The sequence below is a fragment of the Bradyrhizobium sp. AT1 genome (assembly GCF_001590795.1).
Classification (GTDB): domain Bacteria; phylum Pseudomonadota; class Alphaproteobacteria; order Rhizobiales; family Xanthobacteraceae; genus Bradyrhizobium.
The window spans coordinates 3,547,778-3,572,297 of sequence record NZ_JXDL01000001.1; the positions used below are offsets into that span (position 1 = coordinate 3,547,778).

Below are 24,520 nucleotides of genomic sequence, written 5' to 3' on the forward strand. Positions count from 1 at the left end.
GATGACTAACCATTCATCGATACTGCCGGTCGGTCATCCGGGCGACTGCGATTGCTAATCTCGGAGATCGGCAGCCGGTACGTTTCGGCGGCGCAACGTAGCCAAGAAAGATCGGAGGCGCGTTGCCGAGCACCCAGCCTCAGCTTCTCTAATTTTGCCGGCGAGTGAATCAGACCCGCTATAGCATTGGCGACAAGGCTCGGGTCATCGGGTGGGATGAGCATCCCATTGTAACCATCCAACATAACTTCCCTCACCCCCCCTATGTCGCCAGCCAACGATGGCAATCCCTGAGCTCCAGCTTCGAGAAAAACCAGACCAAATCCTTCCACGGGCCCATTCGGGATCGGCTTACCGACGAGGCAGAACAGGTCACTGCATGCATAAATGCGCCGCAAGTCATCGTTCCCGACTCGACCGAGCAGACGGACGTCAAGGCCGGCGCCTTCGATGGCAGCCTTAATAGCTTTCGTGTATAAGCTATCGTATTCTGGACCAACGATCGCATAACAGACCTTCAGCCTATCCTCTGCGCTAAGAAGTTTTAGCGCTTCAATTACACCGAGCTGATTCTTCCGTGGCGTCAGGCGAGCGACGGTAACAATAATGAATTTTTCATCTGGAAGGCCAAGCGATACACGATCGGACGAGGAAGGAATCGTCCTCTCTTTCCAGTATTCACTTACCCCTAGCAATTCATGCCTGACCTTAGTGCGACCGACGTAACCAAACTTTTCAATGAACAGATTTTTGGTGAACTCGCTGTTCGCAACTATTTCGACTGGGCCAGAAAAAAGGCGAAGCAACCGAATTACGAACGGCTTGTAACTACTCGCCATATCGTTCACATCTGACCCATGGATTGTGTAAAGGCGCTTGGTCGTTCCCGAAAACAGTGAGACCGGAACAAAGAAGGGCCAATCGATCGCGTGAATCAGATCATATTCCGAATTTTTGAGTAGCCTTTTTACGAGGAGACATTTTTCCGGCACGTCTTTGACCGTGTGTAGTCCGCCAGAGAACCGCTCTACCCTAAACGGATAGGCCAAGTCGCTTTTCGTGAGGTCATTACCAAAATCAGGCGCGGCCACTCTCACCTGTGCGCCGAGTTGATGCGCTGCATGGGCCATCTCTACAGCGTAGGTACTAATACCACCGCTGTACGGTGGAAATTCGCTGGATAATAGGAGGATTCGCATTCCGGACTCCGAGGCGCAGCTGGCTAGAAACAACTCTTGAATGGCAATCACGGGCGGACCGCGGAAGAACTCAATGCCCCTCACGAGCCTATTTTTGCGTTATTGAATATCTGAAGGCGAAGATCTTCGTCATGGTCCCAAGGATAGTGTCCACCCTACGATATCCTTGAACGTCGAAAGCGTTGCACCTCTCGGAATGGAAGTAGCACACCTTTACCTTGATAAGCCTTGGACAGTTGTTTTTGAGGCTCACCACATGATCAAGCACGTCCGGATTGACGACATGAGGGCGCGCGGCCGCTTCGATGTTGAGACACGGCTGACCGAAGGCATCACGAATAATTGGAGCGTCGGAATTCTCCGCCGGTCCCTGCAACATAAGCCTCGGCTTGCTCGGAGTAGGAGCTGTGGCTTGCGATCGGCTTTCAGTTGAGAGAAACATCACGATCAAGGTGATCGCCGGCAGCACGACGAAATGCAATCGAGCGTGATAGGTAAGTTTCATCACCAGGGCCTTTCGCTTTCTTCAATACCTGGAATGCGCACCTTTATCCCGTCTCTTGAGAGGACCTTTGCCAACCTCTGCCTTGATGCAATGTCCACCTTATCAACGCCCGCTAGGAGTTCTTCGCGCCATGCCCAGCCAACACCTGTTAGATTGGCAGCTGCTTCCTCGATGAGGTTTGCGTCGATCATCTCGGCAAATTCAGAAAGGACTGAAGCCTGAGTCGCTCTGGTAAGCGTTGGAAAAGCGTTCAAAGCTATCCGATTGCGTCGGAGTGCTATCCATCCCTCAAGAGGACCAGTCGCGTAAGACTGATCGAGCAAATCCAGCTTTGCGAGATTAAAGCCATTGCGCGTTGTGTCCACGGAATACAGCATCAACCAGAGAAACGAGTCGTGAGGGTTCAGATTAAGCGCTGACCTTACCTGTGCTTCAGCGACGTCCATATAGTGGTCTCCGTCCTGGAAGGCGCTCTTGGTTACCTCTTCCGCGGCTCGGATATTGACGACGGCTTTCGCCCTTGCGAAGGCGGGCATCAAGATTGTGCTTGTTTTTCCCTCGCTTAGGCGCGCCAAAATGTCTGTTAAAGTGTCCGGTTTGAAACGATCGTTAATCAATATTCGCGCCGCCACATCCTCAGCTGGCGCATCTAGCCAGAACAACGGAACAACGTTGAACGACCAAAGAGCACCAGCAAGGCCGAAGAGACACAGAAGCGGGCGCATGATCTTCCGCCGAACTAATTTCGGCTATTCCACATAGCCGTAGCGGGCATAGTATTTCTGGTAGTAGTAGCGACCATGATAGGACTCATAACGCGCCAGCAGCTTGGTATCGGCCTTATTGAGGACCACCCCTAGCAGCTTGTCCAGGATCTCGGGCGAATTGCGAATATTATGCTGCACGACGTCCGTCTTGGTCTTGCCCCACTCCACCACGAACACGTACGAATCAACGAAGCTAGAGGTGACGCGTACGTCGACCACGGGCGCCATCGGCGGCATGTCCAGCACCACATAGTCGAACTTTGAGCGGAGTTGGGTGACGAGCTCATGCATAGCCTTGGATGCGAGGATCTCGTTAGTGTGCAGAAGCTTCGAGGTGGTCCCGGCAGGCAGGATCGCGAGCCTAGTCGTAGGGTCGATTGTTAGTGCGTCCTCCAGGCTCACCTTATGCGCGACGACATCGACGAGACCGACCTTGGCATCCGGCACCAGAGCGCGCGACAGCGAAGGGTTACGCAGGTCTGCATCGACCAGGATGACGCGCGCTCCGCCATGCGCGATCAGTTGCGCGAGATTGGTGGAGATCGTGCTCTTACCCTCGTTTGGCAGCGTCGAGGTGGTCGCCAGCACCCGGTTCTCGCGCACGATTGAGTTGAGATCCACCGCGACCTTCAACGAACGGATCGCCTCCGAGAAGCGCGATAGCGGATTCTCGACGACGTAGCGCAACAGGTCGGGCTGGGGATTGCCCTTCTTCCGGGGAGACTTCCTGTCCAGCGCCGGACTCACACCACCGAGAGTAGGGAGGATGGCGATACAGTTGACGCCCAACACCTCCTCCACCTGCGAAGTGGTACGGAACACGCGGTCGGTGAGTTCGCGCGCCAGCGCCGCACCGAAGCTCAAAAGCAGCCCTCCCATCAGGCTCGCCGCTAGGACGATCAACGTCTTCGGACTACTCTTCTTCAGCGGCGTGGTCGCTGCGCTGATCACCCGCGCCTCGGTGATCGGGAACGATTGCTGTTGCACGCTTTCCATGTAGCGCTGCAGGAAATTATCGTACATGGCCTGGTAGGACTGCGCGTTGCTCTCGAGTTCGCGAAGCTGGATTTGCGCCTGGTTGGTAAGCTGCGATTCCGAGACCACGTTGGCAAGGCTCGATTTGATGCTCTCCTCGCGAGTCACAGCGATGTCATAATCGCTCTTGTAAGATTCCTGGATGCGCTTGAGCTCCGCGCTGATATTCTTCTTGATCTCGGCCATCTGGCTGCGCAGGTTCACTGCTGCGAGGTGATCGCGTCCGTATTTGGTCGACCAGATCGATTCCTTCGAGGCCATGTCGACATATTGCGCGCGGAGCTTGACGATGGTTTCGTTCTTCAAAGCGTCGGCGACGTTGGCGTCGGGGATCTCCTGCTTGAGGATGTCATTCATACGGTCGAGCCGCGCCTTAGCCTCCGCGGTCGCCGCATGCGCCATGATAAGCTGGCTGTTGACCTCGGCGAGCTGCTGCTCGTTCATCAGCCGGCCGCCTGTATCGACGATGTTGTTCGCAGACTTGAAATCCACCACCGCCTTCTGCGCGGCGGAGGCCTGGGTGCGCAGCTCCTTGATGCGGTCCTGCAGCCAGACACTGGCACGCCGTGTTGCCTGATATTTCGCCTCGAGTTGATCGACGATATAGGCGTCCGCGATCGCGTTAGCGATGCGCGCCGCCTTCACTGGGTCCAGCGAGGTGTAGCCGATCTCCATCACATAGGTGAGCCCGAGCCGCTTGATGGTGCGATTCTTCTCGAACCGGTCCAGCGCCTTTCGCGTCAGCTCGAATTCGGACTGCGCGTGGCCATCGGAGAACATGTCGGCAAGAAAACCGATCACCGCGCCTACCGGGCCAGCGCCGACGCCTGTAAATTCGGGGTCCTCAATCAGACGCAGATCGCGGATCACCGCGAGGCTGATGTTCTCAGATTTCAGGATCTCGACTTGAGTTTCCACCGTCGCCGAATCGACCGCGATGTCACCCAGCACCGATTGCTGCTGAAACAGCTGCACCTTACGGGTGTCAATCACCATCGATGCGGTCGAGGTAAACTTTGGCGCGGCAGTGAAGAGATAGAGCAGTGCCAGGACTACGCAGGCCGAGACGATCGCAATCATGGTCGGAAACTGGCGTCGGATGATTTCAAGATACGATATGAGCGTTTGCGACGGCGAACTCTCGACCTCGACCATCTCGCGGTTGATCTCGGATTTTGGTTTGTTCACCTGCAGCATGTCGCAATTCCTGAAATCGTTCGGCCGCCAAATCTTCTTGGATGAATTTGCTCGTTACATCGTCTTGCGAAACGAGTTGCGAGTTCAAGCACGACCGACGCATAACGCCAGCAAAAGAATAGCACGGCTCGGTGGCGAGAAGAACCTGTTGTTGCGGCGCAACCGCTTCGGCCCACTACAAATTGGAAGGAAGATTAACGCGCAAACGCCAGACGGCGCCGTTTAAGCGCCGTCTGCAGAGGTCGATCAATCATTGCAGTTGCCGCCGCGTGAGCGCGGCGCACGGTCGAACAGAAAGCTCAACGCCGCGGGCTGACGCTGCTCGTTGTACTGCCGACGCTGCCGCTGCCGCCGTTGGGGGCGTTGTTGCCGGTCGTGTTGTTGCCGAACCTGATCAGGCCACCACCGCCGCCGCCGTTGGCGAAGCCACTGTTACCGGTCGGGCCACCTGCGCCGGAACCACCGCCGCCCGCGCCGCCGCCGGTCGCGGCGATCGCGACGTCGCCGGTCGCGGCCTGGTAGGCGGCGATCACGTCGGCGTTGCCGGTGCCGGCGATCGCGGCCTGGATCTCATTGGCATAGGCCTGGTCGGACGACGCGGCCATGCGGGCGACCTGGGCGAGGCCGGCGACGATGCCGCGCATCTGGTCCTTGGTGGTCGCGGGATCCTTCAGGAGCGCGATCAGGCCGGGGAGCGTGGTCGGATCGGAGGCGCCGAGGTCGCGCACGCGCGAGATCAGCTGCGGGCCGCCGGTCGGATATTGCTGCAGCAGGCTGTTGGGCGACGCCTTGAAGTCGGAAATGACGGTGGCCGGCAGCTGGCGCTGCGGCGGGTAAACGGCGGCGCTGGCGGCCGACGAAATCGTCGCGGCGAGGACTGCCGTGGCAGCCATGCGAAGCGCAATCCTGATAACGCTCATAAATACCTCCAAAAATCAGCTGCCCCGATTGCTTCCTCGGCCCGGGCAAAAGGCTGTGCTCGTGGCAGGAACCTAGCGGAAGCGAGAAGAGCTGTCCACTTATTCTAAAGACTTCGTAAACGGTGCAACTGCTTCAAATCTAGACAGTTTTGTGAAACTGAGGCACCCGGCTCGGAGCCGCGCCCGCGGTTGTCTGACGGCCCTCTCCTCGCCGGCTGGTGGCGTCCGTCTCCGAGGTGGGGCGGCCCTCCTTGGTGCGGAAGGACTGCGACAGGCCCGCGCCGAAAAGCGCAAAGAATGGAATGCTGTAGCCGGGCACCTGCAGGGTGAAGTCCAGGCTCGAATGCAGCAGCGACAGCGTCGCGGTCGCCACCGCGGCGAGCGGGATGATGGCATCGCGCCGGCGGGCGAACACGCCCCTGGCCAGTATCAGCAGCATGATCGCCCAGCCGAGCGCCACCAGCAGCGCCATGGGTATGCCCACCTCGGAGGCAAGCTCCAGCGGCGTCGAATGCGCGGCGTCCCAGATACCGCGAATCGAGATGTTGGGGCTGCGGTATGGCGGGAAAGCCCATTGGAAGGTGCCCATGCCGGTGCCGAACCAGGGATTGTCGCCGATGATCCGCAGCGTCGACTTCCAGGCCTCGATGCGGCCCTCGTCGACCAGGCCCTGGCTGTCGAAGCGGCTGGACACCCGGCCGCCGAGCAGCTGCAGCAGGCCGAGCGCGACGGCGGCGCCCGAGCCCAGCGAAATCCAGATGCCGGTGCGCGGCGGCAGGTCTTTGCGCAGGAACAGCGTGAACGACACGATCATCGCGAGCAGCGACAGGCCGACGCCGGCGCGCGAGGTCGTCATGAACATCGCCATCAGACAGATCAGCAGGCATGTCAACTGCGGCAGGATCTCTTTCGGCGGGATCGCGCGGACGTCGAGCGACAGGCGGCGCCATTCGATGTGCCGCTCCGGCAGGCGGCGGCGGACGTCCTCGAGGATCAGGAGCATCCAGATCACCGCAGCCGAGCCGAAATAGGCCGCCGCCGTGTTGCGGTTGATGAAGGTGCCGGTGACGCTGCCGAGATAGGCCGTCTTGTCGCGCCACAGGATCATGGTGGGCTCGATCAAAAACGAGAGCACGCCGTAGAGGGCGTAGAGCGCGCCGGAGATCGCGATCACCCACAGCAATCTTCGCGCACGCTCGCGATCGGCACCGACGGTGATGCCAAGGACGATGGCGAGGATGTTGGCGAGCGGCGCGCCCAGCGCGAAAAACGCCTCGTTCTTCACAATGGAGGCGGATGGAGCGATCGGCACGCCCAGAAGATCCGAGGCCTGCTTCCAGATCGGCTGGAACGGCGCAACCCAGGGATGATCGGAGAGCTGCTCATGCAGCACGAAGGCGTAAGCGGCGACAATCACGCCGATGCCGGCGAGCAGCCACAAATGCGCCGCCCGCAGATCGCGCGTCGGCGCGAAGATCACCGCGATCCCGAGACAGAGGCACCAGAACGCGATCGACAGATCATTGGTCGAGCCGAACGGAAACGGCGCGCCGGCCACCACGAAGAACAGGAGAAAGGTCGCGGGCAAGCTCCACGACCAACGAATCCTGAACCAGCTGATGTTGGGAGGCCAAAGGCGCATCGTCGTTCTTGCGAGCTCTGTTCGAGCTTAGAGGAAGCAATCGATCGAATAGATCTTCAGATCCACGTTGAGGCGGCTGTTCCGGGTCTGCGCCCGGAACGCATAGAATAGCCCAAAGCTATCACTCCCCTGATCGAGTTTTATTCCAGGGGTTAATTCGTCGGGCGGGACCAGGACACCGATGTGCCGGTTGATGGCCGAAATCTCGACCCGCCCCTCCCCTTCGCCAAAATGCCCACCGAGCTGGGTCACTGTGACCTTCGGAAGGCCGCGGCGCTGATGGCAGACGTCCTCCTCCCAGAGCTTAGTCTGCTGAACCAGCAATTTGCCTGGACCATCGGGCACGACGATATCGGGGAAAGACGGGCGCAACATGCCGAAGAACTTGCTCTCCTTGGAGTTCGCCGACAGGCGAACGGTAAAGGACAGCTCGCCCTTGGCTCCCTTGAGGCGCGAGAAGATCGGGGCGTCGGGCTCGGCGGAGACCATCACATCGATGCGGTGGCGAACGCCGAGCTCCGCAGCGGCGCCGAGAGCCGTCGCGACCGGCGCAAGCCCAAGACACAAGAAGACGAGAGCCGGAAGGCGCCAGACTATTCGAAAGCGCATGAAGCTAAAGCCTCTTGCAAAAATGCGAAGTGACCGATGACCCGCGCGCCGTGCTCAGGCGCCTTGATCCAGCTCCCGAACTCATCGCCGCAGCAAAACCGCTTCGTTTGCTAAACGAAAATGGCACCGGGACAAAGCCCCGGTGCCATCGCGTTTGGTCGATCAACTCGGCGTCTTACGGCGCCAGCTTGACGTTGTTGCGGAAGATCAGCGCATCGTTGCTGAGGTTCACGGCATCGCTGCCGGTCGCCATGATCACACGCATGTAGTTCAGGAACTTGGCAACTTCGACGTTGCGCGAGTTCGAGACGTAGATGATGTCGCCGTTCTTCATCATGACCTTGGTGGCCAGGAAGAAGCCGCCCGGATCGCGGAAGTTGACGTTGAAGATGACCGGGATCGTCTCGCTCGTGTACTTGCTCACGTCGATGCCGAGCTGGGCCGCAACCTCGCGCGGCTCGCGGCGATAGAGATACACGGCAGACGGATCGGCCTGACCATCGAGCAGACCGCCGGCCTTGCCCACGGCTTCGCCGAGGTTGATGCGCCAGGCATCGAAGTTGAACTCGCCGCTCTGGCCGCTGCCGCCGAACGCCATGAACTTCTGCTGCTCGCGGTAGACGTAGATGCTGTCGTCGGGGCGCACATAGACGTTGTTCTCGGGCGCCATCACGAGATTTTCGAACGGCACGGTCGCCCGCCGTCCGCCACGCTCAAGCATGACCCAGGTCTCGAAGCCCTGGCCCTTGATGCCGCCGGCACGGGTGATCGCGTCGAGCACCTTGTCCTTTGCGCCCGCCGCGCTCGCCGGGTAACGCGCCGGCGAATTGACTTCGCCGAGCACGCTGATGAGCTGGGTACGCTGCGAGGACATCGAAACCACGGCCTGTGGCTCGATGGCGCGGTTGCCGATCTTCTCGATGATCGAGCGCTGGATTTCCACCGCCGTGCGTCCCGCGGCCTTGATCTGGCCGGCATAGGGCACCGTGATGAAACCGTCATTGTCGACCGACTGGTCCGGGATCGTCACATAGTTACCCGGACGGACGCCGGCTTCCGCCGGGATGAACAGACCGCCTGCGGCGGCTTCGAAGATGGTCACGCTGACGACGTCACCGATGCCGAACACGATGCTGGCGGGCGGACGGCGGTCGGTGAACACGCCGGCGAGCCCCTTGGGCTCGTGGGTGTGCAGGATCTTCACCGTGGCTGGGTTGAGCGGCACCAGCTCATAGGCCGGCGCGTTTTCCGTCTGAATCTTGTTGTTAACGTCGTCCGTCAGCGGACCCGAGCCGGGATTGGTCGAACAGGCTCCAAGCGCCAAGGCAGCCGTTAAGAAGGCCGGCTTGAATACATTTGTATTGAAAAATGAATGCATGAATCGCGCCCCAAGAGACCCCAATTAGCCTTGATTGGTACGGCGCGCGGGGCGGTGCGACAAGGGTTCCTGAATGGTTAACGGTACGATCGCGATGCGAGTGTTGCGGACGGGCCACGCTTTGGCGCTTGGTTTAACCCTTTGTGACTATTTATTGTATTTCGTGTGCCCGGTCTGCGAGCAGATCGCCCAAGGGAAGCCCTCTGTCCGCTGACGCTGGCCTTCTTGGCCTCGCCGCCGTCTGTTATGGCTGGAACCATCAAGATGGGATTTCCCCGTGCCTGGCCTCCTTCTGTTCACGTTCCTCGTGGGTTCGCTCTTCGTCGGCGCCGAGCGTCCCCTGGATCGGGCTACCTCCTGCGCACGGTCCACGTGCCCCGGCGCGCCCATCGTTAAGGTGGCCGCCTCAGCCCCCTCCTCCGTCTGGAAATTCAGCCGCACGCAAGGGGCCAAGGACGGCGAGAGCTTCGCGGCCATCACGAAGACTGCAGATACCACCCAATCCGACCCGGACTTTGCCGGCCTCATCGTCCGCTGCGCGCCGAAAGGCAAGATCGACGTGCTGGTGGCCCTGATCCGGCCCTTCCCGCCCCGAAGCCACCCCAAGGTCACCATCGCCGCGAGTGGCGGCGGCACCTTGACCGTTGACGCCAGCATGGCCGCAGCCGGCGCGGCGGTGCTGCTGCCCGATGAGGTCTCGGCCTTTGCCGCCGGCAAATGGCAGACGACGCCCTCGCTGTCGGTGGTGGTCAGGGAAAGCGACAGCGAGATCAAGGGCGTGGTGGCCCTGAACGGCTTGCGGGAGGCCTATCACTCCCTGCTGGCAAATTGTGGCCTATAGGCCAAATTTAGCCATACGACTTAAGGGTCTTTTTAGGGTGGGGAACCTAGGGTCCGAAGCACGGGGAGTGTTTCGGATGACCGCGCTTTTGATCTTCACCTTTCTCATTGGTGCCGTGCTGGGCCAGCGCTTTCGCGTCCTGGTGCTGCTGCCGGTCACGTTTGCCTTGGTGCTCACCGTCCTGCCGGTCAGCCTGATGACAAGTCTCGGCGTCCTCGAAGGCTTGAAGGCCGCGGCCTTTGCGTCTATCGCGCTGCAGGCAGGCTACCTCTTCGGCTCGGCCGCCCGCTTCAGCCTTGCCGCGGCGCGGACCGCGCGCGTGTTTGCCCGGCCGGTCAAGAGCGCGCGCTAGACTCTCTTCGCGATTAACCTTTCGCGCGCACGCGCTGGGATGGCGGCAAGTTGTTGGCCCGGACTGGGCTGTGCTTGAAAACAGACCTGCGGCTTGTATGGTGACCTGATCGTTTCAGGAATCCCTTCGAGCGCGCCGTTTGTCCCTCGCTTATTTTGCCCTCATCGTCTCCATCGTTTCCGCTTCCGCTCTCGAAATCGCTGGCGCCAAGTTCGGTGCGCAGCTCGGGACGATGGCTGCCGCGCTGAGCCTGCTGGCAGCCACGCTGAGCGCGCGAAAAGCCGATTGCGACCATTATGTCCGCGCGACCTCCTGGGGTCGCTGGATCCTGATCGCCATTCCGCTCTTGATCGCAGCTCAACTGATGCCGCTTCCGCTCGGCTTCGGGCATCCGATCTGGGCGAGCGCTCGCGACGTCCTCGGTGGCCTCTCGCTCGGACCGGTCACCGCCGATCTTGGCTTGACCCTGAACGCGCTGTTGCTGGCGCTGGCAGCGACCGCGCTGCTCGGCGTGACCATTGTGGTCGTCCGCGATCGCAGCCGCGCCGAGCTTGTCCTGTTTGTCCTCGCCGGCATCACCGCGCTCGCCGCCTTGACCCTGGATCTGCACCGGCTCGCGCCGGCTGGGGCCGCCGCAACATCCGAGTTCGCGACGACCCTGGCCGGGTTCGGCCTCGTCCTGAATCTTGCGATCATGCAGCTTGCCGCGGAGCGGGCCGAAACCCGTCATTCGCTGCTGCGCTCGATCGTGCTTGGCCTGCTCGGCCTTGCCGGAGCCCTGATCAGCGCAGCCGCGGTGTTCGGCCTTTCCGGGACCAACAACGCGATCGCCGCAGGCTTCGGCGTCGTGTTGATCCTTCTGATCCTCGTCATCCGCCGGCTTGATCTGTCGCCTTTGGCCGCGGGCGCGCTCGCCGCCGCCGCATTGATCGGATCGGCGATCGTCTTGACCTTCCTGTTCGAACAGAGCTCGGGGCCGATCCTCCTGCGGCTGGCCCCTAATATGGGCGCGGAAGCGCGCGCGGCGCTGGAGCGGATGCTGGCAGACACACGCTGGTTCGGCGCGGGCGCAGGAACCTTTGCGGCGGTCGGCAGGATCTATCAGAGCGATGCCGGCGCGGCCTTGACGGCACCGACGACGGCGACAGCGATCTTCGCTGGCATGGGAGCGATCGGCCTCGCTGTCTCGGTGCTGACAGCTCTGATCGCCCTGGTGCGCCTGTTCTTCGGCGCCTTGCAGCGCGGACGCGACTCGTTCTTCCCCGCGGCCACCGCGGCCTGTGTGCTGTTTGCGCTGGTTCAGAGCTTTGCAGGTTCCGGATTGCTGCATCCCGCAGCAATCCTGTGTCTTGCGGTGATCGTGGGACTGGGGCTGTCGCAGAGCGTCAGCCAATCCGGATCACGATAGCGTCGCTGATCAGACCGAGCGATCGCCGAGCGAGGCCCAGTAGTTCGGGTTCTTGGGCGACTGAATGCGGACCCAGCGATAAGGCTTCTTCGACCACGGCAGGATGTGGCCGGAGAGATTGTCCAGCACGAGATCGCCGGCGAAGGTCCGCACCACGACCACGAGATGATGCTCGCCCCAGGTGGTCACGACCTCGCTGAGCAGCACCGCGCGCGCCGGAAAGCCCTTGGCGATCAGTTCGTGGCGTTTTGTCACAGCATAGTCGTTGCAATCGCCGCTGGTCGGATGCAGCAGCCATTTCTCGCCGCGCAGCCCTTCCATATTGGCCTCGGGACGGATGGCGGTATTGACCTGCTGGTTGACCTCTTGCATGAGCGCCAGCCGCTCGGCGGTCAGCTTCAGGCGACCGCCCCGGAAGACGATCTGCTGCGGTCGCGGTTTGCACTCGTCCTTGTACTTCAGGCAAAACAGCGTGAACGCCATCGGCGCCAGCGTCGGCTGGTCGAACTTGATGTACTGGATGGCGCCGCGCAGCCCCAAGGGCGCACCGACGAAAGCGGCTTCAGCGCGCTGCTGCACCCCCGCAGCAACCACGATGGCGGCCACGGCCGCCAGGAACTTCACAACTTTGCGCATGTCGCGCTCCCCGTTCTTGTTGAGGAGACGCTACGCGAGACGTCTTGAAATACGGCTCAAAGGCCGCGCGATCCTTTAATCAAAATGCGGGCGACTTGGTCGGAAACAATTAAGAATACCGATGTGTGACTTGTTCTGCTAAGAGCGGTCACGACGTTCCGCGCGTGACGCAAGAAGCGATTCGACCGACCTGATGGGCCTTTCCAGACGCTTTAGAAAGAAGACCAAGCCGCGGCTTCCCGACGGCCTTCGCGTCTATGCCATCGGCGACGTGCACGGCCGTGCCGATCTGCTTCAATCCCTGTTAACCGTCATCGACGCCGATCTTTCCCGCTCCGCCCCCGAGCGCGCCATCCAGGTCTTTCTCGGCGACTATGTCGACCGGGGCCCGGACTCACGCGGCGTCCTCGATCTGTTGATCGCGCGCTCGAAAACGCACGAGACGGTTTGCCTGAAGGGCAACCACGAGGTCTTCCTGCTCGAGGTGCTCAAGGACCCGGCCCGCCTGCAGGAGTGGCGCCACTATGGCGGCCTCCTGACGCTGGTCTCGTACGGCATCACGCCGACCATGAATCCGTCCGCGGAGCAGCAGGTCGAGTTGATCGAAGGATTAAGGCGCGCACTGCCGCCCGAGCACCTCGCCTTCCTGCAGCAATTGCCCTCGTCCTTTACCTGCGGCGACTTCTTCTTCGTCCACGCCGGCGTCAAGCCCGGCATCCCGCTCGAGCGCCAGAAGGATGAGGACCTGCTCTGGATCCGCGAGGAATTTCTGAACTCGGAAGACCGCTTCGGCAAATATATCGTCCACGGCCATACGCCGGTCAGCGTGCCCGACATCCGCCCGAACCGCATCAACATCGACACCGGCGCCTATGCGACCGGCAACTTGACGCTGCTGACGATCCAGGGCGATAGTCTGATGGCAATTTAAGGTCCCAGCTCTCCTTTCAAACTCGTATTTGCCTTGCCCTCATAGGCCGCGTCGATTTCACCATGAACCGCATGATCCTGCTTCGCGTCGTCGGTATCTCCACTGCAATCCTGCTGGCGCTTCATGCCGGCATGGCATTCTACGGCGATCTCGTCCGACCGAACTTTCGCGCGAGCGACCTGTTCTCGGGCGAGATCCCGCCCGAGAAGGCCGGGCTGGCCGCCGGCGGTGTCCTGGCATCGGTTTCGCTGGATGGCGACCTGCTCGCAAACTACGCGGCAGCGCGGGCCGCCGACGTTCTTCACCGTCCATCAAACGAGGCAGCCGGACGGGCCAGCGAGAACAAGGCCGCCCAGGCCGCCATCGTCGCGGCCTTGAAGGTCTCGCCGATCCGGCCCGCGCTGTGGCTGACGCTCGGCACGCTGCAGGCCCAGGCCGGCGAAGCGGCGACGCCTGCGGTGAAGATGTCCTATCTGACCGGATCGGTGCCGATCGACGTCGCCTTCGCGCGCGTCCGGACCGTGACCTCGACCGCGGCTGCGACGGACGAAGAGATCAAGCTGCTGGCGCAATCCGACATCCGCTCCGCGCTGGCCAATCGCTCCCGCTACGAGCCGCTGCTGATCGCGGCCTACGTGCAGGCCACGCCGCAAGGCAAGTCGCTGCTGCTCGACACCACGAAAGTAACGGATCCCAAGTTCAACGAGATCCTGCGGCGTTACTAAAGCCTCAGCGCACCGATTTCGGGTTGACCGGCACAAAATCCTGATCGCGGCGCGGCTGATCGGATCGCCCCTGGTAGACGAACATGCCCTTCTTGGTCGTGACGATGTCGCCTCGCTGCAGGCTGTCGTCGCGGAGCAGACGTTCGGTCGCGACGAGGTCCGGATCCTCCGGGATCGGCTTGTAGAGCTCCGGATGCTCTCGCCGCTCCCGCGAGACATCCTTGGCCCGCCGTCGCGCCTCCTCGATGCGTTGCCGCCATTCGTCGCGCGAGACTTCCGGCTCTTTGGGCGGAAGATAGTCGCTGATCGAAGGCTCCGGATCGGTCTGAGCAAGACACAGGGACTGACTGGCGAGACAAAGACCGAGCGCACCGGCCATGGTTACGACTGCTCCAGCCAGCGCCCTGAGCCGGCGTTCGCCAGCTGGCAATTGGTCAGGTCGAACGGTTCGCATATCGATAAATCCAAAGACACATCACAAGAACGGCGATTGGCCGGAAAACGCTTGGGCGCAAGGCTTTCAGTCTATCTCTTTGCCAATTGCAAGGAAGCGAATTCGCGGGCAAGATTTCGTTTTTGGCCAGAGGATTTTGATCGTGGCTCGCATCATTGCTTTGCTGATTTTGACGATCTGCTTCGGCGTGCAGCCCGCGAGAGCCGGCCAAATCGAATACCCGCAAGTCATCCATACTCAATATGAGGCCGTCGATCAGAAGACCGGCGGGCACTTCGTCCTGTGGTCGGAGCGGGAGAAGATCTTCTACGGCCTCGACCAGAAGCTCTTCCCTGGAGCACGTTACGTCGAGATCACCCAGGTGACGCCGAGCGTTGGTTCGATCACGTTGACCTATGTCGAAGTGCGCACGGTTGGCAGCACCACCTCGGACTATCTCTATCTCGCTGGAAACGTCCGCTTCCGTGTCAGCGGAATGACGCTCAAGTCCAGCAACTTCCCCGCCGGCGGCGGAATGACACCCAACGGGCAGTGATCGAGCACCGGAATTTGGGACCTGGGGACGGCGCTCCAGTTAAAAACTCGAAAAACAACCCCATGCACAGTAGACGGCCTCAACCAAATCAATGACTTACGACTTCCCGAAATGCAGGTTGCGTCGGGCAAACACGTGGAGCCGAATGCATGGTTCCGAGTTGGTTCTCGGGATGAACGGTCAACCTGAGTTCCGCGTGGGTTAGCCGTCTCCAGATAACCAGCGCTTCTAAGACCTCATTAGCTCCTTGCTGCTAGCTTTCGGCATCCCCCTTCGTGGAGTTGCCGAGCATGCGTGCAAGACCGGTGTTGCTGTTAGCTGCTGCCGTCGCGGCCTCTGCCGTGTCCAGCCTCGGAGCGCACGCCAGCCCTCTCTGCATCAAGGAACGAACGCCGTTTGCGCTGTCGCACGACACGGTGAAATGGACGATGTCGATCGCGCCTGGGACGGATTGCATCCAGGGACTGCGTTGGTCCTACATGCAGATCTTCGACGTATCGGTCGTGAGCGGACCATCGCAAGGCGAATTGGCGGTGGTCGGTTCCGGCTTCCGCTATTCGGCGAAAAACGAAGCAGGCGGCTCCGACAAGTTCACGCTGCTGATCTCGGGCAAGAACCGACACGACCCGGGGACATCGACCCTGGAGGTCGAGGTCAACCCGCAATAGATCGAGCGCCGCCGAAGGTGAACGGCGCGGCTAACGGCGGCTCGACCCGCTGCCCCGGGTTCTGTTCCCGTAATACGGCCGGGCGCGTCCGCCGCCGGTCGTGACGGGCGGCTCGATCCGGCTCGGAATATTGCGCGTGGCGTTGGGCGGCGCGGGCTGCGACGGATTGACGATGGTCACGTTTCGATTGGGCGTCGACGGATCGTTGACGCCCTGGGCCCACGCGGCGGCGGGCACGAGCAACGCAATAGCGATCAGAACTGGTCGTTTCATGAATTATCTCCCGAGCAAGAACGTCAGGGAGGCGATTGCCGTTCCTTCACGGCTGCTTCACGGTTCGTTGGGCGGTGGCCTCAGCGGGGAACGGCGACCAGCTTGCCATCGCGCCAGACGCCTTGGGCCGACTTTCCGGCCGGAAGCCCGGTCACATGCCGGACCGCCGTCGGCCGGGACGCCGCCTGGGTGCTTTGCGCCTTCTTCGTCGGCGTCGTGATGATGCTGGAGCTCGTGGTGTTGGCCTGATCCTTGATGCCTTGCGCAACGGCAGGCGAAGCCAGGAAGGTCAAAACCGAGAGGACTGTCAGAACGCCGCGCATGGTCGAACACCGGAAAGAGGAGCTTGGCGAAATGTCACAGGTTTTCCCCTAAAAGCAAGCATCTTCGAAAGACGCGCATGGCTTTGGCGGGTCCGGAAAGTACCCTCGGCGGCAACGCCTCGAGCGGAAAAACCTAGCGAAATGGCCTTATCCGAGCTACTTGATCGGCCTTGATGACCGACTCCGGTGAAACTGCGGCAAACGCCCCCTCGACGCAACAGATCAAAGCCGGGTTTATCCGTCTCCTGTCGAGCCGAATCCGCGCCGTATCCGACGATCCCCCGCAGATGCGGGAGATCGTCTATGAGCTGGCGCGCGTCAAGCTGCTGGAGCAGTTCACCCACGCCGACGCGCGGGAATCTCGCGAGCTTCAGCAAGTCCTCGAACGCGCCATCAAGGAGGTCGAGCGCACCTTCGCGCGCAGCGCAGCGTCAGAGCCGCCAAACGCCGCCGCAGCAACGGCCTCTTCGCCGCCTCCTCCGGCCGCGAGCCCCGCTCCCCCGCCCATTCCAACATCACCGGTTTCGGCTTCGCCGCCGCCTGCAAAGGATGAGAGAGCAGCGCGCCGTCCCGTGGCACCACCGCGATCCCTGGATCAGCCTAAACGGAGCGGCACCTTCACCTTTCTGGTTCGGCTCGCCGTCATTCTCCTGCTGATTGCCGGCGGCAGCGCCGCAGTGATCTTTTGGCCGCGGTTAAAGACACAAATGGCCGCACTGTCGCAATTGGCAAAACCATCCGAGCAGGTAGCGGCGAGCCCCGAGCCTCGCCCGGCTGCCACGGCAACCCCACCTGAGAGCGAAACCGTTGAACGGTCGTCCGACAGCGCCAGGGAGCCGGCACCAACCGCGCAACCCTCGATCCCGTTGCCGACGACCTTCGGCGTCTACGCGCTGAACGAAGGACAGCTGCAGGAACTGAAGCCGGTCCCGGGAAAGATTCCGGACCGCCGCGTCGCCATCTCGGCGGCCATCAACACGCCGAGTGCAACGACGCTGACGAGCGGCGATGTCAGATTCATCGTGTTCAGACCCGACGGAAGCATTGACGCAAGCGTGACCGAGGTTCGCGTCGTCGCCAACGTATCGCGGTCGATGGGCGTCGATGCCTCCGGCAAGGCCGCCATGGTCAGCGCGGGCGATTCCTGGGTCATTCGCAGCATGTCCTACCCCTACAAGGTCGGACCGGTCGAGGATCAGCCGAGGATGCTGCTGCTGCAACCGGAGCAGGACGGCTTCGCGCTGTCGCCCGGCCGCTACGTCGTCGTCGTCAAGGGCATGGGCTACGATTTCACCGTGGCCGGGACCGTCACCGATCCCAACCAATGCGTCGAGCGCATCAATGCGGCGAACGGCGCGTTCTACTCGCCATGCCCGCCGCCGCGACGCTAGCCTAGTTCGATTTCCTATTTTGACGGCTTGCTGTCCTTGGACGCTTCCGCCGGCGCGTCGTCGACCTTGCCGTTATTCGAGACGCACTTCTGGAAATAGTCGCGCTGATCCTTGGCCGTTCCCTTGGCGCTACCTGCCGCCGGATTGCCGATTTGCCGGGGCGGAAAGGCCTTGGCCACCGCCGCGTCGCATGCGCGCGCGACCTCCGCTGTGATGGCTGAGGCCGTTGCCGGCACAGCCAATGTCAAAGTAGCCGCCAAGCCAACCAATGTCCGCAAATTCTTGACCGGCACCTCTTTGCTCCTTCAATCCGTGAATGCTTCTCGGAACCATAGCAAAAAGGATCAAGGCGCCAAACCGCAAAGCGGAGCCGAATTGTCACGCGGCCTGCCCTGGGCCCCTTGGGGGACGCCCGCAGGGCGCGCCACAAGCTTCCCAATATCAGCTGTTGAGCTGCGGCGGCTTGAAATCCGGAAAACGCGTCAGCATTGCGGTCCTGACGAACTTCAAGTGCGCAATGGAGCTTGCCAATTCCTTGAGCCGGCGCTGGCCATTGGAGATGTCGGCCGCGAACAGATCCTGGTGATAATTGTCGAGCGCCTCGCGCTCGAGATATTCGTCGGTGCCGTTTCCGAAGGTGACGGATGCACGCGCGAGTGCGTCATCGACACGTCGACTGAGACCGACCTGCTCCCTCTCCGCATCTCGCAGGGCGGTGTCGATCGCGGCCATCACGGCGCCGATCCTGGCGCGGTCGGTCTCCGCATCACGCTCCACGGAGCGGGCTTTGAAGCCCTTGTCCTCGCGGCGGGAGCCGAGAAGATTGTGCGCGCGTGCTCTCAGGAACAGCTGAAACATGTGGGCCATCCCCATTCTCGAAATCTAAGCCGCTACCATCGGTCAGACATGGTTAACAAAGCCTAAATCCGGTATCCGCTCCGCCTGGCTCCGTGCGATCCACACCCGCCAGGCTCCTTCGTGCTTGGAGTAGAGCTCAAGCCATCGAACGTCGTCAACCGCGGCGGCTCCCTTGCCCATGCCGGTTTCGGTCACGATTTGCGGCGTCTCCGTCGCTGTGACATCCAGCGCTTCGAATTCCGCCGTCTCCTGCAGCGACAGGCCGATCAGAACGCGATGCCCTTGCGCGTCAACGAAATACCGGCGGGGCGCGTTGTGTCGTTGATCAATCAATTGAATGACCCTCGTTCATGATCCAAGGACCTGGAAGGTCCTTCAGATGCCGACCATAGGTGCAAACAAACGCAATCAGAATGAGGGCGCAAGTCGTCGCGCCCAGCAACGCAATGAGATACGTCATCTATGCCTACCTGCGCGCCTCGGAAAATTCGAAGCGGCCCAATGCTCGTCATGAACTGATCCGTCTTTAGGCTGCCCTTCCGAAGCGCTCAAGGACGGTGACCAGTTAACCTAACCACACATGGTTATTTCGGATCGTTATTTCGGTTCGTCATTTCGATTTCGCGGCCACGCCCCTCGAGCGGACGCAGGTCGCTGCAAGATTTACGATGGCGGCTGGCTTCGACCGGTCTCCATCGCAGCGGGGGTATAGGGCGCGTAGAGGCGGTATCGCGCCGATCGCCTTTTCGAGCGCCACGCCCTGACACCATAGCCGCAGCAGAAACCCGCCGCGAAAATCGACATCAAAACCAAAACAGCCAACATCTGGAATGTTCCCACGTTTGCCGGAACGTTCCTCCCGCGTTCATTTCATCTTTTCGTTGTGACGACTTCAAGATCGGCAGCGCTGAAACTTTTGTCAGACGAACATGAAGTTTGTGCAACGTGGTGCTTGAAGATTGGTCGACGCGCGTGGGCACGGATCGCCGGCAAGAGGCTCTCGATCTTCTCTTTACCAGAACTCGACAGGGCGACACAATGAACCCTCGTTCATGGCGCGCCTTGATGACGGCCCTTTCTTCTGTGGCCCAAGGCAGCCGTGCGGACTGACGGAGCCTTCATCGTCGGTGCAGCTCCGCTGGCCCCAATCCTCGCCACCACAACGCGGTGCATTGGATTCGCCACGAAACACCGTGGTTATACGGAGCGTCATGCACCAACTTCATCGCGGTAAGGTTGAGGAGTTAGCTTAATCCGCGTTGTTTGTTGCGAAGTCTAACCGATCGCATATCCATCTTCGCACCGGGCTCCCCCAAGCCTGGCCCCACCCAAGCAAAGCCGTCGAGCGAACATGGGTCGCTTGGCGGCTTTGTCGTTGTGTCGACGAGAGGATCATTTCGGTTATGGCGCGCAAGCCCTGGTCGTTTAAGGAAGACCGCCGGCTCATGGAGCTGGCGAAGTCTTCGGCTTCGCTGGAAGAGGCAGCGAAGGTTCTCGGACGCTCGCCTGACGCGATCAAGCGCATGGCTTTGCGGCTTGGCCTTTCGCTGAAGTCGAAGACGGGGAAGAAGGGCTAGTCTTGGAAGCGGTTCGTCGCGGACGACAGTTTCCCCGTCGGTCCCCTCCTGGCAGCCCTCCGAATCCGCTGAGCTTTCTCGCCCTGCAAGACGGAACCAAGGCAACCTTGGGCTGTTATCCAGACCTCGAAGTGAGGTCTGGCAGTGGTCCATTTTGCCATTTCCGCAATGTTGATCTGGCTGGCGATTAACATCGCATTCGTCGTGCTTCGCCTGCGGGCCGCCCGCGACCCCGCCGCACCCCGCACCGCCGGCTCAGGCAGATCCTATCCAGAGGTCATCCACGCCCGCCTTCGGTGAGCGCGAACGGCCTCCTTTCAATCCGCCCAGCCGTTCAGGCCTAGTTGCGCGTCTTCTTCTGGGATCCCATCCCCGGGCTGGTTCCATAGTTGGGAGTCCCCGTCCCCTTGAAGGCACCACCCATGCTGTCCGAACTGGAATTTGTCGCCGTGCCGCTGCGTGTGGTGGGCTGATTGCCCGCCGGCTGGTCTTTGGTCCCCTGCGCCAAGGCCACAGAGCTTCCGACGACCAACGACAGGAGAAGAAGGCTTAACGTCCTGATCATACTGCTCAACTTTCATGCTCGGGCCGCGCGACCATTGGTCAGGCAACCACTCGGTCGCCCATCCGCGCCGGTCCGCTCGTTAAACCCTATCTTAGCCCCCGCTGGCTAGGATCAATTCCCAAGATAAGTCCCAAGCTAGTTCTCAAGATAATTCCCAAGATCAAGTCCCCGCCTCTCCTGAATTCCGCCCGGACCGGATGAGACACCAGCGACCGAACCTTCCGTTTGTGGCGCTCGTGCTCGCGAGCACGATGGCGTTCGCCCTGGCGGGCCATCTTGCGGCGGAGGCCGTCATTCGCCACCAGCAGGCGCACCAGCTCAACGAGCTGACCGAGGTGGTTCTGCGCCGCTCCGAATTCGCGGTCGATTTTGCCGCCGCCAGCCTCGACGAGCTCGCAAAGCGCAATCTTGCCAGCTGCGAGCCGGGGGCGTTGCAAGCCATCCGCCTCCACGTCTACCAGCGCTCGACGATCAAGGATGTCCGCCTCGTCAAGCCGGACGGCTCGGTGATCTGCTCGGCCTATTCCGAGACGCTCGAATTCGACAAGGGATGGGTGGATCGCCGCGACATGCTGCCCTCGCGCGACAACGCGCCCTCGCTGTTTCGCGTCGAGCAATTCGGCGGCGATGCATTGGGTGTGCTCAGGGACGTCGATCGCAGCTCCGCCCTGGTCGCCATCGTCGGCATCAATGCCAACCTGTTCGATCTCATGCCCGCCGAGCTGCGCGCGCACAGCGAGGTGATCCTCGCCTTGAGCAATGGCGAGAAGCTCGGCGATTTCCGGCTCGATGCCGACAGGCCCCTGCTCGGGCCGATCAGCTTCGAGCGGCATTCCACGCGCTTCCCGCTTCACGCCACGATCCGGATCGAGCACGCGGTCCTTTCGAACTGGAACAGCGAATCCTATTGGCCGGCGCTCGCAGTGTCCGTCGGACTTGGCGTCCTCTTCGGCATCCTGCTGGCACGCAGCCGCCGGATGGAAGGGCCGGTCGCCGATCTCGATCGCGCCCTCGCAGCCCGCGAATTCAAGCCCTATTATCAACCCATCTTCGATCTCAGGACAGGCAGGATCACGGGTTGCGAGATCCTGGCACGCTGGGTCCGTCGGGACGGCTCGGTGGTGCCGCCGATGAACTTCATTCCGCTGGCCGAATCCAGCGGGCGCATCCAGGTGATGACCTGGCAGATCCTGCGATCGGCGCTCTCCGACCTGCAACCCATGCTGAAGGCCGACAAGACCTTCAAGATGTCCCTGAACGTCGTGCCCAAGCACCTGCTGAGTGCCGGCTTCGTCGAAACGCTGCGCCGCACGGTTCTGACGGCCAGAGTCTCCGCACGCCAGATCGTGGTCGAAGTCACCGAGCGCGACGAACTGGACGATCTCGCGCGCGCCGCGGCAATCGTGGCCGAGCTGCGCGACCATGGCTTTCGCGTCGCCATCGACGACGTCGGCGTTGGCCATAGCGGACTGTCGCGACTGAAGGGGCTCGGCGCCAACACGATCAAGATCGACAAGTTCTTCGTCGACACCATCACCGTGGATGCATCGACCACGACCATCGTCGAGATGCTGGTCGCGCTCGCCAAGGACTTCCGCATGACGGTCGTTGCAGAAGGCATCGAGACCGAGGAGCAGCTCCGGGCGCTGATCGCGACGGGCGTCGAAGAAGGCCAGGGCTATCTCGTCGCCGCACCGCTCCCATTTGCAAAATTCAGCGAGCTCGTCGATTCACGCCGCCGCTCCGCAAGCCCGTCGCCGGCTGGCGATGTCCTGGTCGCCTGACCGGCTCGCCGGGATGCTTTAACGATATTCTCGTCTTTCGAAGCGGTCCGGCCCCCGAGCGGCTATGATGGGCCATGCGTCGAAATCACCTCATCGCAGCCGCGGCCATCTGCCTCGCTCTCATCGTCTATGCCACCTTGGCAAGACTGGCGGGACGGCCGGCGCTGATGGGGCATAGCGAGGCCTATTGGATCGTCGTCATCGAGCGCTTCAGTGCCTATGGGCTGCTGGGCTTCCTGCTCGCCTTCCTGTTGCCCGGGCGGCTGGTTTTGGCCTGCTCGCTTGTCCTGGCCGTCGCAATGGGGCTCGAGGTGCTGCAGGCGCTGACGCCCGATCGTGATCCGGGCTTCCTGGACGTGCTGCAAAAGGCTGCGGGCGGCACCGTCGGTGTCATCCTCGCGCAAACGATCCTGGCCTTCCTGCCCCGGCCACCCGCCTGAAGCTCGCGGCGCTGAAGATCCTTTCAGCGCCGGCGCAGCATGGCCCCTACTTCATCATCTGCCCGCGCAGTTCGCCGCCTGGGTTCGCCGCGGTATGTATGTTCGCGTACCACTTCCCGGCCAACAGATCCGCCGCCTGAGCCTCCGTGAGCGTGGCGCTGCCCTGGATGGGGCTTTGGACCGTCTTGAACGGCAGCGCGATGCCGGCATTCTTGCCCGCTTCACTGGGACCATGAAAATGAGCCCCCATCGCCGGACCCGTCAGATCGGCATAGCTGACCGTATAGGTCAGGACCTTGGTCTCGGTATCGAACGCGGCCTCGGCCTTGCCCGAACCGGTGGAGCTGTTGGGAGGCACTTCGTTGCTGCCCTTGAGGTCGGCCTGCAGCTTGACGACCTCCGCGCGTGACGGCGCGGCCGTGGCGGTCCACAGCCCGCCGAGCATCGCAATTCCCAACAAAGTCACGCCGATCCGATCCCTGGCTTTCCTCATGGCATTCTCCTGCGGGCTGGAAAGGCCCGTCATGGTTGAAACCCCGGCTTCGGCTTGATCTTCCGGAGACGAGACTATGCCTGATTCGCGAAAAGCTATCGGAGTTCCAAGCGCGAAGCGCTTAAGCTGCTCCGCGCTCGCGGAACCCGGTTGGTGTCAGGAGTTCGGCCATCTGCCGATGCGTGCTCTGGAGCGCGGCGATGGCGCCGTCGAGATCGAAATCCGCTTCGCGGATCGATGCGAAGAACTTGGCGGTCAGCGCGAGGTCGAGCTTGACGCGTGTTGCGCCATCGCGGCTCTTGCGGCGGTCGAGCGACAAATGCATGGCCCGCATCCTGGCCTCCGCCGGCGTGCAGCCGCTGAGCGTCGCCAGTTCGTCATACGTCATCCAGATCTGAGGCATGTTGTCGTCCGTCCCTTTACAAGCGGCTTCATCCTAGCCTTGTCCCCCTGAATGCACCGTTGCCGCATCGCGGTCGCAGCCCGCTTCACGGCGATAGCGTCAACACAAGACTAAGACGCGGGTGGCCTCGGAGGTGCCGGGAACTGGCGCGAGCGCGCACGGCTGTCGAGGCCCTTGGGCAATTTGTCGTTGAGCTTCACGACAGCGGATCGAGCCTCCGTCGCCGGCGCATCTTCCTGGCTGTAGATCAGCGTCACCTCGAACATCACGTCGGGCGCTTCCCTGGCCGTTCCGGAGCAGGTCGCCATCGCGCCGTTGCACACGCCGGCGAGGCTGACCTCGACCTCGTCCAGGCCGAACACGGTCGGCGGTCCATCGGCATATCGCCGGGTGGTCAGGACGGCCGTGAAGCGCTGGTCGTCATCGAACTGATAGGATCCGCCATAGGTGAAGAAGCTGTCGCTACCGGAGATCCGCCCGCCAGCCAGATGCACGACGCCCGTGCCCTGGGCGCGCGGGGTCCTGAACCAGGCCGCGTATTTGCCGTCCCGCATCATGGAAGCATCCACCGTAGAATTCACTGGTATTTGCAACCAACTCCGGGGCGCGGC

The 24,520-nt window shown here is 61.6% G+C and carries 29 protein-coding genes; 11 read left to right on the forward strand and 18 right to left on the reverse strand.

Going from position 1 to position 24,520, the window contains the following annotated elements; translation table 11 throughout:
* Positions 1 to 5: 5 nt before the first annotated feature.
* The 8 genes from SE92_RS16545 to SE92_RS16580 form a co-directional block, all read right to left on the reverse strand.
* Positions 6 to 1,199, reverse strand: a complete 1,194-nt coding sequence (locus SE92_RS16545; protein ID WP_157095506.1) for a glycosyltransferase family 4 protein — start codon at positions 1,197 to 1,199, stop codon at positions 6 to 8.
* An 88-nt stretch (positions 1,200 to 1,287) separates the two neighbouring features.
* A complete protein-coding gene (locus tag SE92_RS16550; protein ID WP_210183124.1) occupies positions 1,288 to 1,707 on the reverse strand; it encodes a hypothetical protein in 420 nt (139 codons plus the stop codon).
* Positions 1,704 to 2,429, reverse strand: a complete 726-nt coding sequence (locus SE92_RS16555) for a hypothetical protein (protein ID WP_063196720.1) — start codon at positions 2,427 to 2,429, stop codon at positions 1,704 to 1,706. Before SE92_RS16555 ends, SE92_RS16550 begins: the two co-directional genes overlap by 4 nt.
* Before the next feature lie 24 nt (positions 2,430 to 2,453).
* Entirely contained in the window at positions 2,454 to 4,703 is a 2,250-nt protein-coding gene (locus SE92_RS16560; RefSeq protein WP_063196721.1) for a polysaccharide biosynthesis tyrosine autokinase, read from the reverse strand.
* A 299-nt stretch (positions 4,704 to 5,002) separates the two neighbouring features.
* The gene (locus SE92_RS16565; RefSeq protein WP_063196722.1) at positions 5,003 to 5,623 is read right to left on the reverse strand and encodes a hypothetical protein; all 621 of its coding nucleotides are present in this window, start codon (positions 5,621 to 5,623) and stop codon (positions 5,003 to 5,005) included.
* Positions 5,624 to 5,762: 139 nt separating this feature from the next.
* Positions 5,763 to 7,211: an O-antigen ligase family protein gene (locus tag SE92_RS16570; RefSeq protein WP_245324615.1), complete on the reverse strand. Its 1,449-nt coding sequence runs from the start codon at positions 7,209 to 7,211 to the stop codon at positions 5,763 to 5,765.
* 81 nt (positions 7,212 to 7,292) lie between these two features.
* Positions 7,293 to 7,754 carry a hypothetical protein gene (locus SE92_RS16575; protein WP_245324616.1) on the reverse strand — a complete coding sequence of 154 codons (462 nt, stop codon included), beginning with the start codon at positions 7,752 to 7,754 and terminating at the stop codon, positions 7,293 to 7,295.
* 295 nt (positions 7,755 to 8,049) lie between these two features.
* On the reverse strand, positions 8,050 to 9,252 hold the full coding sequence (locus SE92_RS16580; RefSeq protein WP_063196725.1) for a polysaccharide biosynthesis/export family protein: 1,203 nt from the start codon (positions 9,250 to 9,252) through the stop codon (positions 8,050 to 8,052).
* 277 nt (positions 9,253 to 9,529) lie between these two features.
* Between SE92_RS16580 and SE92_RS16585 the strand changes: the two genes are divergently transcribed.
* The 3 genes from SE92_RS16585 (at position 9,530) to SE92_RS16595 (ending at position 11,853) form a co-directional block, all read left to right on the forward strand.
* The gene (locus tag SE92_RS16585; RefSeq protein WP_245324617.1) at positions 9,530 to 10,093 is read left to right on the forward strand and encodes a hypothetical protein; all 564 of its coding nucleotides are present in this window, start codon (positions 9,530 to 9,532) and stop codon (positions 10,091 to 10,093) included.
* 76 nt (positions 10,094 to 10,169) lie between these two features.
* A complete protein-coding gene (locus tag SE92_RS16590) occupies positions 10,170 to 10,445 on the forward strand; it encodes a hypothetical protein (RefSeq protein ID WP_063196726.1) in 276 nt (91 codons plus the stop codon).
* Positions 10,446 to 10,905: 460 nt separating this feature from the next.
* Positions 10,906 to 11,853: a hypothetical protein gene (locus tag SE92_RS16595; protein ID WP_245324618.1), complete on the forward strand. Its 948-nt coding sequence runs from the start codon at positions 10,906 to 10,908 to the stop codon at positions 11,851 to 11,853.
* Positions 11,854 to 11,862: 9 nt separating this feature from the next.
* Here the strand turns inward: SE92_RS16595 and SE92_RS16600 are convergent, their stop codons facing one another.
* Positions 11,863 to 12,489 carry a transglutaminase-like cysteine peptidase gene (locus SE92_RS16600; protein ID WP_063196728.1) on the reverse strand — a complete coding sequence of 209 codons (627 nt, stop codon included), beginning with the start codon at positions 12,487 to 12,489 and terminating at the stop codon, positions 11,863 to 11,865.
* 193 nt (positions 12,490 to 12,682) lie between these two features.
* Between SE92_RS16600 and SE92_RS16605 the strand changes: the two genes are divergently transcribed.
* Both SE92_RS16605 and SE92_RS16610 read left to right on the forward strand, forming a co-directional pair.
* Positions 12,683 to 13,420, forward strand: a complete 738-nt coding sequence (locus SE92_RS16605) for a metallophosphoesterase family protein (protein WP_063196729.1) — start codon at positions 12,683 to 12,685, stop codon at positions 13,418 to 13,420.
* 62 nt (positions 13,421 to 13,482) lie between these two features.
* Positions 13,483 to 14,145, forward strand: a complete 663-nt coding sequence (locus SE92_RS16610) for a hypothetical protein (RefSeq protein ID WP_063196730.1) — start codon at positions 13,483 to 13,485, stop codon at positions 14,143 to 14,145.
* Positions 14,146 to 14,149: 4 nt separating this feature from the next.
* Here the strand turns inward: SE92_RS16610 and SE92_RS16615 are convergent, their stop codons facing one another.
* Complete coding sequence (locus SE92_RS16615) at positions 14,150 to 14,524, reverse strand: hypothetical protein (protein WP_063196731.1); 375 nt, start codon at positions 14,522 to 14,524, stop codon at positions 14,150 to 14,152.
* A gap of 217 nt (positions 14,525 to 14,741) precedes the next feature.
* Between SE92_RS16615 and SE92_RS16620 the strand changes: the two genes are divergently transcribed.
* Complete coding sequence (locus SE92_RS16620; RefSeq protein WP_063203577.1) at positions 14,742 to 15,134, forward strand: hypothetical protein; 393 nt, start codon at positions 14,742 to 14,744, stop codon at positions 15,132 to 15,134.
* 290 nt (positions 15,135 to 15,424) lie between these two features.
* Positions 15,425 to 15,802, forward strand: a complete 378-nt coding sequence (locus tag SE92_RS16625; RefSeq protein ID WP_063196732.1) for a hypothetical protein — start codon at positions 15,425 to 15,427, stop codon at positions 15,800 to 15,802.
* A gap of 30 nt (positions 15,803 to 15,832) precedes the next feature.
* On the opposite strand, the gene SE92_RS16630 is transcribed toward SE92_RS16625, so the two are convergent.
* Together SE92_RS16630 and SE92_RS16635 are read right to left on the reverse strand one after the other, a co-directional pair.
* Complete coding sequence (locus SE92_RS16630; protein WP_157095507.1) at positions 15,833 to 16,075, reverse strand: hypothetical protein; 243 nt, start codon at positions 16,073 to 16,075, stop codon at positions 15,833 to 15,835.
* A gap of 80 nt (positions 16,076 to 16,155) precedes the next feature.
* Positions 16,156 to 16,398 (reverse strand): hypothetical protein, encoded by a 243-nt coding sequence (locus SE92_RS16635; protein ID WP_063196734.1) that lies wholly within the window; start codon positions 16,396 to 16,398, stop codon positions 16,156 to 16,158.
* A 707-nt stretch (positions 16,399 to 17,105) separates the two neighbouring features.
* Between SE92_RS16635 and SE92_RS37145 the strand changes: the two genes are divergently transcribed.
* The gene (locus tag SE92_RS37145) at positions 17,106 to 17,789 is read left to right on the forward strand and encodes a hypothetical protein (RefSeq protein ID WP_245324619.1); all 684 of its coding nucleotides are present in this window, start codon (positions 17,106 to 17,108) and stop codon (positions 17,787 to 17,789) included.
* A gap of 14 nt (positions 17,790 to 17,803) precedes the next feature.
* Here the strand turns inward: SE92_RS37145 and SE92_RS16645 are convergent, their stop codons facing one another.
* The 3 genes from SE92_RS16645 to SE92_RS16655 form a co-directional block, all read right to left on the reverse strand.
* The gene (locus tag SE92_RS16645; protein ID WP_245324620.1) at positions 17,804 to 18,082 is read right to left on the reverse strand and encodes a hypothetical protein; all 279 of its coding nucleotides are present in this window, start codon (positions 18,080 to 18,082) and stop codon (positions 17,804 to 17,806) included.
* A 148-nt stretch (positions 18,083 to 18,230) separates the two neighbouring features.
* On the reverse strand, positions 18,231 to 18,647 hold the full coding sequence (locus tag SE92_RS16650) for a hypothetical protein (RefSeq protein WP_063203578.1): 417 nt from the start codon (positions 18,645 to 18,647) through the stop codon (positions 18,231 to 18,233).
* A 42-nt stretch (positions 18,648 to 18,689) separates the two neighbouring features.
* Positions 18,690 to 18,980 (reverse strand): hypothetical protein, encoded by a 291-nt coding sequence (locus tag SE92_RS16655; RefSeq protein WP_063196737.1) that lies wholly within the window; start codon positions 18,978 to 18,980, stop codon positions 18,690 to 18,692.
* A gap of 1,070 nt (positions 18,981 to 20,050) precedes the next feature.
* Here SE92_RS16655 and SE92_RS36675 point away from each other — a divergent pair.
* From SE92_RS36675 to SE92_RS16670, 3 genes are all read left to right on the forward strand, one after another.
* Entirely contained in the window at positions 20,051 to 20,224 is a 174-nt protein-coding gene (locus tag SE92_RS36675) for a hypothetical protein (protein WP_198172659.1), read from the forward strand.
* Positions 20,225 to 20,986: 762 nt separating this feature from the next.
* The gene (locus SE92_RS16665) at positions 20,987 to 22,573 is read left to right on the forward strand and encodes an EAL domain-containing protein (RefSeq protein ID WP_063196739.1); all 1,587 of its coding nucleotides are present in this window, start codon (positions 20,987 to 20,989) and stop codon (positions 22,571 to 22,573) included.
* A gap of 74 nt (positions 22,574 to 22,647) precedes the next feature.
* Positions 22,648 to 23,013: a VanZ family protein gene (locus SE92_RS16670; RefSeq protein WP_063196740.1), complete on the forward strand. Its 366-nt coding sequence runs from the start codon at positions 22,648 to 22,650 to the stop codon at positions 23,011 to 23,013.
* A gap of 46 nt (positions 23,014 to 23,059) precedes the next feature.
* Here SE92_RS16670 and SE92_RS16675 read toward each other — a convergent pair whose 3' ends face one another.
* From SE92_RS16675 to SE92_RS16685, 3 genes are all read right to left on the reverse strand, one after another.
* Positions 23,060 to 23,506: a CHRD domain-containing protein gene (locus SE92_RS16675; protein WP_063203579.1), complete on the reverse strand. Its 447-nt coding sequence runs from the start codon at positions 23,504 to 23,506 to the stop codon at positions 23,060 to 23,062.
* A 121-nt stretch (positions 23,507 to 23,627) separates the two neighbouring features.
* Positions 23,628 to 23,909, reverse strand: a complete 282-nt coding sequence (locus SE92_RS16680) for a hypothetical protein (RefSeq protein ID WP_063196741.1) — start codon at positions 23,907 to 23,909, stop codon at positions 23,628 to 23,630.
* 110 nt (positions 23,910 to 24,019) lie between these two features.
* Positions 24,020 to 24,466 carry a hypothetical protein gene (locus SE92_RS16685; RefSeq protein ID WP_063196742.1) on the reverse strand — a complete coding sequence of 149 codons (447 nt, stop codon included), beginning with the start codon at positions 24,464 to 24,466 and terminating at the stop codon, positions 24,020 to 24,022.
* Positions 24,467 to 24,520 lie beyond the last annotated feature (54 nt).